Origin of the sequence: Curtobacterium sp. A7_M15, assembly GCF_030705415.1 — a bacterium.
Lineage (GTDB): Bacteria > Actinomycetota > Actinomycetes > Actinomycetales > Microbacteriaceae > Curtobacterium.
The window spans coordinates 1-7,191 of the sequence record NZ_JAUZED010000145.1 but is presented as its reverse complement, the minus strand read 5'-3'; the positions used below and the strand labels follow the sequence as shown (position 1 = coordinate 7,191).

The following is a 7,191-nucleotide window of genomic DNA, read 5'->3' as shown; positions in this document are numbered from 1 at the left end:
GCGGCCTCCGGGCGGCGCGTTCCGCCCGCTCGACGGACATGAGCGGCACGTCGCGCCCGATCGCGGCCGCTCGCGGGTCCGCCGCCCGCCTGCGAGAGCACGCGCCGACCACCCGCCGAACGGGAGGCGCGGTGCGACCCCGCCCCGCGCCTCCCGTCCGTCAGGTGCTCGACGTTTGCTCGCCACCCGACAGGAACGCATCGCCGAGGTCGCGAGAAGTGCCGCTCCGCGGCGCTCGCGACGGCACATTGCGCGACCTCGTCACAGCGCACACGGCGTCGTGCGACCTCGTCACAGCGCACACGGCATGTCGTGCGACCTCGACGCCGAACGCGCAGACCCGGACGCGGACGCGGACGCGGACCAGGTTCGGGAAGCGAGACCCGCCTCAGCGCGCCGCGCGCCGCAACCGGCGCCGGCGCAGCCGGTTGATGCGCGTCGCCCAGCTCGGCCCCTCGTAGAGGAACGCAGTGTAGCCCTGCACCAGGGTCGCCCCGGCGTCGATCCGGTCCTGCAGGTCCTGCTCCGTCGTCACGCCACCGACCGCGATGACGCAGAAGTCCGACGGGACCGCAGCGCGGACGCGACGCAGGACCTCGAGCGACCGTGCCGCGAGCGGGGCGCCGGAGAGGCCACCCGCGCCCATCGCCTCGACCGTCTCGGCCGGGGTAGTCAGGCCGGAGCGTGCGATCGTGGTGTTGTTCGCGATGACACCGGCCAACCCGAGGGAGACCGCGAGCCCGGCGATCGCGTCGATCTGCTCGTCCGTGAGGTCTGGCGCGATCTTCACCAGCACCGGCACCCGGCCCGCGGCGTCGCGCACGGCGGTGAGCAGCGGGCGGAGCTGGTCGAGCTCCTGCAGACCGCGCAGTCCGGGCGTGTTCGGCGAGCTGACGTTGACCGCGAGGTAGTCGGCGAACGGCGCGAGCCGACGCGTCGACTCCAGGTAGTCGTCCACCGCGTCCTCGACGGCGACGACCCGGCTCTTGCCGATGTTCACGCCGATGACGGGCCGCCCCGGGTTGCGCCGGGCACGCTCCAGCCGACGTGCTGCGGCGGCGGCGCCGTGGTTGTTGAAACCCATGCGGTTGATGAGCGCGCGGTCCGGGATGAGCCGGAAGAGCCGCGGGCGCTCGTTGCCGGGCTGCGGCTTGGCGGTGATCGTGCCGACCTCGACGTGACCGAACCCGAGGACGCCGAGTCCGGCGATGCCACGAGCGTCCTTGTCGAACCCGGCAGCCAAGCCGAAGCGGGACGGGAAGTGGATCCCCATCGTGGTCACGCCGTCGGCGGCGGAGGGCCGTGAGTAGCGCTCGACGAGACGACCGAGGACGGGGACGTGCGGCAGCGCGGCGATGACCGCGAAGGCGAGGTGGTGCGCGCGTTCGGGGTCCATGTTGGCGAACACCGAGCGGAACACGACGGAGTACCCGCCTCGGACGATCCGTTCGGCGATCCCGCTCACGCGCCGGCCCCGGACGGATCGGCGACCGGGGCCGCCCCGTCGTGGTGGTCGCGGCGGAGCCCGCCGATGGCGTCCTCGAAGTCCTCGAGCGAGTCGAAGGCCTGGTAGACGCTCGCGAACCGGAGGTACGCGACCTCGTCGAGCTCGCGGAGCGGTGCGAGGATCGCGAGTCCGATGTCGTTCGCGTCGATCTGGCTCGACCCCGACGACCGGACGGTCTCCTCGACGCGCTGCGCGAGGATCGCCAGGTCGCCGTCGGTCACCGGGCGTCCCTGGCACGCCTTGCGCACCCCGGACACGATCTTGTCGCGGCTGAACGGCTCGGTCACGCCGTTGCGCTTCACGACGTTCAGCGAAGCGGTCTCGGTGGTCGAGAAGCGGCGGCCGCAGTTCGGGCATTGACGGCGGCGACGGATGGAGGTTCCGTCGTCGCTCGTCCGGGAGTCGACGACGCGGGAGTCCGGGTGGCGGCAGAAGGGGCAGAACATGTCGACCCCAGGCTACCGGTTCGTGCGCTCCGTCACGGCGGAGCCGTGCGCGGGGAGCTGCTCCTCGGTCGCGAGGGCGACGATGTGCGGCGCGACCTCGGCGAGGGCGTCCGGCGAGTAGCGGATCACCTGCTGCGGACGGAGGAAGGTCGACGCGGACAGCCCCGACCCGAAGCGCGCCTGACCGCCGGTCGGCAGGACGTGGTTCGACCCGGCCAGGTAGTCGCCGAGGCTCACCGGAGTGCTCGGCCCGACGAACACCGCACCCGCGGCGTCGATGTCGGCGAGGACGGCGTCGTCGTCGACGGTCTGGATCTCGAGGTGCTCCGGCCCGTACGCGTTGCTCACGGTCGCCGCGTCGGCGAGCGAGTCCACGAGGACGATCGCGGACTGCGGTCCGTCCAGGGCGACCTGGAGGCGCGGCGCGGTCCCGACACGCTCCGCACGTTCCGGGATGGCCGCCTCCACCGCGTCGGCGAACGTCTCCGACGTGGTCACCAGCACGCTGCCGGCCTGCTCGTCGTGCTCGGCCTGGCTGATGAGGTCGGCCGCCACGTAGCCGGGGTCCGCGGTGTCGTCGGCGATCACGAGGATCTCGGTGGCTCCCGCTTCGGCGTCGATGCCGACCACACCGCGCACGAGGCGCTTGGCGGCTGCGACGTAGTTGTTGCCGGGGCCCGTGACGAGGTCCACCGGCTCGAGACCGATCGAGGGGACGCCGTACGCCAGCGCGCCGACCGCGCCGGCACCGCCCATCGCGTAGACCTCGTCGATGCCGAGCAGCCCGGCCGCCGCGAGGATCGTCGGGTGCACCGCTCCCCCGTGGTCCCGTTGCGGGGGCGACACGAGGGCGATCGACCGGACCCCGGCGACCTGTGCCGGGACGACGTTCATGACCACACTCGACGGGTAGACGGCCTTGCCACCGGGGACGTAGAGCCCGACACGGCGCATCGGCTGCCAGCGCTGGTGCACCTCAGCGCCGTCGGCCAGGGTGGTGACGGACGGGGCGGGCACCTGCGCCGCACTCGCTGCCCGGACCCGGCGGATGGCCTCGTCGAGCGCTCCGCGGAGCTCCGGCGTGAGGCCGGCGACGGCCGCGGCGATCTCGGCGGCGGGGACCCGGACGTTCGCCGGAGCGCCCCCGTCGAACCGCTCGGCCTGCTCGCGCAACGCGTCCGCCCCGCGGTGCCGGACGTCCTCGACGAGCGCGCGCGCGGCGTCGACGGCGTGCGAGACGTCGCCGGCGGCACGGGGCATGAGTCGGAGGAGTTCGGCGCGGGCGGGCAGGCCGCCCCGGAGGTCGATTCGCTGCATCATGAGGGCTCCAAGCCTAGCGACGGCCGCCGGGCAGCCGGACCGGCTCGACGCCGGGGACCCCGAACGCCTGCAACACGGCGGCGTCGGGGCGCTCCGGCGTCGCGGTCAAACCAGGCAGCGCGGCCCGAGCAGACTCTTCAGCTCGCCGAACAGGTCGGGCGTCAGGTTCACCGGGAACGGCAGTTCGAAGGTGCGCGCGACGTCGTCCTTGATGAGCTTCAGCCGGACCTCGGTCTCGCCGCTGTGCCGACCGAGCACGGCCGCGAGCTCGGTGACGGTCGTGGTCGTCGCCTGGCGCTCCGGGAGGCTCAAGGTGAGCGGTCCGGAACCCATCGCGTCGCCGACGTTCGGCTGGAACATGCTCACCGCGTGCAGGGCCTTGCCGTCGTCGCGCACGTTGACCCGGCCGCGCAGGACCACGATCGAATCGGCGACGAGCGACGGCCCGAACTCCTGGTAGGTCTTGCCCAGGAACATCACGCCGATCTGGCCGCCGAAGTCCTCGATGTCGACGATCCCGTACGGGTTGCCGCTGGACTTCGCCACCCGGTGCTGCACGCTCGTCAGCAGCCCCGCGACGGTGACGGTCTCGCCCTCGACCGAGTCGTCGGCCGCGATGAGGTCGGCGATGGTTATCGACTGGTGCTTCGCGAGCTCGATCTCGAGACCGGCCAGCGGGTGGTCCGACACGTACAGGCCGAGCATGTCGCGCTCGAAGGCGAGCTTGTCGCGCTTCGACCACTCCGGTCGGTCGGGCACCTGGGACACCGCTGCTGCGGAGGGCTGTTCCTCGGCGACCTCGGCGAAGAGCGAGTCGAAGTCGAACCCGACGTTGCCGTGGGCCTCGTCGCGCTTGACCTTGACCGCGCCCTCGACCGCGGCCTCGTGGATCTCGACGAGTGCCCGCCGGGTGTCGCCGAACTCGTCGAACGCCCCCGCCTTGATGAGCGACTCGACCGTGCGCTTGTTCGCCGACGAGATCGGGATCTTGCGGAGGAAGTCGTGGAACGACTCGAACGCACCCTTCTCGGTGCGGGCCTGCACGATGTCGTCGACGACGTTGAACCCGACGTTGCGGATCGCGCCCATGCCGAATCGGATGTCCTCGCCGACGGCGGCGAAGAAGCCGATCGACTCGTTGACGTCCGGCGGCATGACCTTGATCCCCATGCGGCGGCACTCGTTGAGGTACAGCGCGAGCTTGTCGCGGGCGTCGCCGACGCTCGTCAGCAGCGCAGCCATGTACTCGGCCGGGTAGTGCGCCTTGAGGTACGCGGTCCAGAACGACACCACGCCGTACGCCGCCGAGTGCGCCTTGTTGAACGCGTAGTCGGAGAAGGGCAGCAGGATGTCCCACAGGGTCTTGATCGCAGCGGCCGAGTAGCCGTTGTCCTGCATGCCCTTCTCGAAGCCGGCGTACTGCTTGTCCAGCTCGGACTTCTTCTTCTTGCCCATCGCGCGGCGGAGGATGTCCGCTTGGCCGAGGGAGAACCCGGCGACCTTCTGCGCAATGGCCATGACCTGCTCCTGGTAGATGATCAGGCCGCAGGTCGTGCCGATGATGTCCTGCAGGGGCTCCTCGAGCTCCGGGTGGATAGGCGTGATCGCCTGCTCGCCGTTCTTGCGGAGCGCGTAGTTCGTGTGGGAGTTCGCGCCCATGGGCCCCGGACGGTACAGGGCGATGAGGGCCGAGATGTCCTCGAAGTTGTCCGGCTTCATCAGGCGCAGCAGCCCGCGCATCGGGCCGCCGTCGAGCTGGAACACCCCGAGGGTGTCGCCGCGCTGCAGGAGCGCGTAGGCCTCGGGGTCCTCGAGCCCCATGGTCTCGAGGTCGAGCTCGATCCCACGGTTCGTCTTGATGTTGTCGAGGGCGTCACTGATGATCGTGAGGTTGCGGAGCCCCAGGAAGTCCATCTTGATCAGGCCGAGCGACTCCGCTGCCGGGTAGTCGAACTGCGTGACGATCTGGCCGTCCTGCTCGCGCTTCATCACCGGGATGATGTCGATCAGCGGGTCGCTCGACATGATGACGCCGGCAGCGTGCACGCCCCACTGGCGCTTCAGCCCCTCGAGCCCGAGAGCGGTGTCGAACACCGTCTTCGCCTCGGGGTCGGTCTCGACGACCGTGCGGACGTCCACGGCTTCCTTGTAGCGCGGGTGGTCCTTGTCGAAGATCCCGGTCAGCGGGATGTCCTTGCCCATCACGGGCGGCGGCATCGCCTTGGTGAGCTTCTCGCCCATGCCGAACGGGAAGCCCAGGACGCGCGAGGAGTCCTTGAGCGCCTGCTTCGCCTTGATCGTGCCGTACGTGACGATCTGCGCGACGCGCTCCGACCCGTACTTCTCGGTGACGTACTTGATCGCCTCACCGCGGCGCCGGTCGTCGAAGTCGACGTCGAAGTCGGGCATCGAGACACGGTCCGGGTTGAGGAAGCGCTCGAAGATCAGGCCGTGCCGGATCGGGTCGAGGTCGGTGATGCGCATCGCGTACGCCACCATCGAGCCGGCGCCGGAACCACGGCCCGGGCCGACCCGGATGCCGTTGTTCTTCGACCAGTTGATGAAGTCGGCGACCACGAGGAAGTACCCCGGGAAGCCCATCTGGTTGATGATGCCGACCTCGTAGTCGGCGCGCTCCTGCACCTCGGGCGTGATGCCGTCGGGGTAGCGGTACTCGAGGCCCTTCGCGACCTCTTTCTCGAACCACGAGTGCTCGGTCTCCCCCTCGGGCACGGGGAACTTCGGCATGTAGTTGGCGGCGGTGTCGAACTCGACGTTGCACCGCTCGGCGATGAGCAGCGTATTGTCACAGGCCTCGGGGTTGTCGCGGAAGAGGTGCCGCATCTGCTGCGGGGTCTTCAGGTAGAACTCGTCGGCGTCGAACTTGAACCGGTTCGGGTCGTTCAGGGTCGAGCCGGACTGGACGCACAGCAGGGCCGCGTGCGACTTGGCGTCGTGCGAGTGCGTGTAGTGCAGGTCGTTCGTGCCGACCAGCGGGATGTCGAGGTCCTTCGCCAGCCGGATGAGGTCGCTCATGATCCGACGTTCGATCTCGAGCCCGTGGTCCATGACCTCGGCGAAGTAGTTCTCCTTGCCGAAGATGTCGCGGTAGTCCGCCGCCGCCTTGACGGCTTCGTCGTACTGGCCGAGCCGGAGCCGCGTCTGGATCTCACCCGAGGGGCAGCCCGTCGTGGCGATGATCCCCTCGTGGTACTCCTCGAGCAGCTCGATGTCCATGCGGGGCTTGAAGTAGTACCCCTCGATCGACGCCCTGCTCGACAGCCGGAACAGGTTGTGCATGCCCGTCGTGTTCTCGGCGAACATCGTCATGTGCGTGTACGCGCCCGAGCCGGACACGTCGTCGCCACCGCCGTCACCCCAGCGCACACGGGTCTTGTCGGTCCGGTGCGTTCGGGGCGTGATGTACGCCTCGGTCCCGATGATCGGCTTGACGCCGCCGGCCTTCGCTGCCTTCCAGAACTCGAACGCGCCGAACATGTTGCCGTGGTCGGTCACCGCCACGGCGGGCATGCCCTGGGCGGCGGTCTCGGCCACGAGGTCGCCGAGCCTGGCGGCGCCGTCGAGCATCGAGTACTCGCTGTGCACGTGCAGGTGGACGAAGGAGTCGGAATCCGACACGGAACCTCCGGTTCGCGGGAGCTGCTGCGGTCTGGGAACAGCCTAACCTCGGCCACCCACATCCACGGGCGCGGCGGCGTGGCGACCGCTCGACCCGCCCGGACTCGCGTCGCCGAGGTCGCGCGACACGCCGCAGGCGCGTCGCCGAGGTCGCACGAAGTGCCGCTCGGAGTCGCCGAGGGCGACACATCGTGCGACCTCGCACGAAGCGCCGCCCAGCCGCGACCGGACCGACCGGAGCGACCGGAGCGCCCGGAGCGCCCGGAGCGGCACGGTGCG

Annotated in this window: 4 protein-coding genes; all 4 read right to left on the bottom strand. The window is 70.3% G+C overall.

Features of this window, described 5'->3' with window-relative positions; all coding sequences use genetic code 11:
- Positions 1–388: 388 nt before the first annotated feature.
- The 4 genes from Q7F20_RS17010 to dnaE all read right to left on the bottom strand — a co-directional run bounded on the left by Q7F20_RS17010 (position 389) and on the right by dnaE (position 6,861).
- Positions 389–1,456: a quinone-dependent dihydroorotate dehydrogenase gene (locus Q7F20_RS17010; RefSeq protein ID WP_370871724.1), complete on the bottom strand. Its 1,068-nt coding sequence runs from the start codon at positions 1,454–1,456 to the stop codon at positions 389–391.
- A gap of 5 nt (positions 1,457–1,461) precedes the next feature.
- Positions 1,462–1,953: a transcriptional regulator NrdR gene (gene nrdR, locus Q7F20_RS17005; protein ID WP_305741248.1), complete on the bottom strand. Its 492-nt coding sequence runs from the start codon at positions 1,951–1,953 to the stop codon at positions 1,462–1,464.
- A 12-nt stretch (positions 1,954–1,965) separates the two neighbouring features.
- Positions 1,966–3,273, bottom strand: coding sequence for a histidinol dehydrogenase (hisD, locus tag Q7F20_RS17000; RefSeq protein WP_305741247.1), 1,308 nt, complete (start codon positions 3,271–3,273; stop codon positions 1,966–1,968).
- Between the two features lie 105 nt (positions 3,274–3,378).
- The gene (gene dnaE / locus Q7F20_RS16995) at positions 3,379–6,861 is read right to left on the bottom strand and encodes a DNA polymerase III subunit alpha (RefSeq protein ID WP_370871723.1); all 3,483 of its coding nucleotides are present in this window, start codon (positions 6,859–6,861) and stop codon (positions 3,379–3,381) included.
- Positions 6,862–7,191: the final 330 nt, after the last annotated feature.

What these genes read in the sequence shown, in the direction of transcription:
- nrdR (WP_305741248.1), bottom strand. Translation starts at nt 1,953, where the DNA reads ATGTTCTGCCCCTTCTGCCGCCACCCGGACTCCCGCGTCGTCGACTCC.
- hisD (WP_305741247.1), bottom strand. Translation starts at nt 3,273, where the DNA reads ATGATGCAGCGAATCGACCTCCGGGGCGGCCTGCCCGCCCGCGCCGAA.
- dnaE (WP_370871723.1), bottom strand. Translation starts at nt 6,861, where the DNA reads ATGCTCGACGGCGCCGCCAGGCTCGGCGACCTCGTGGCCGAGACCGCC.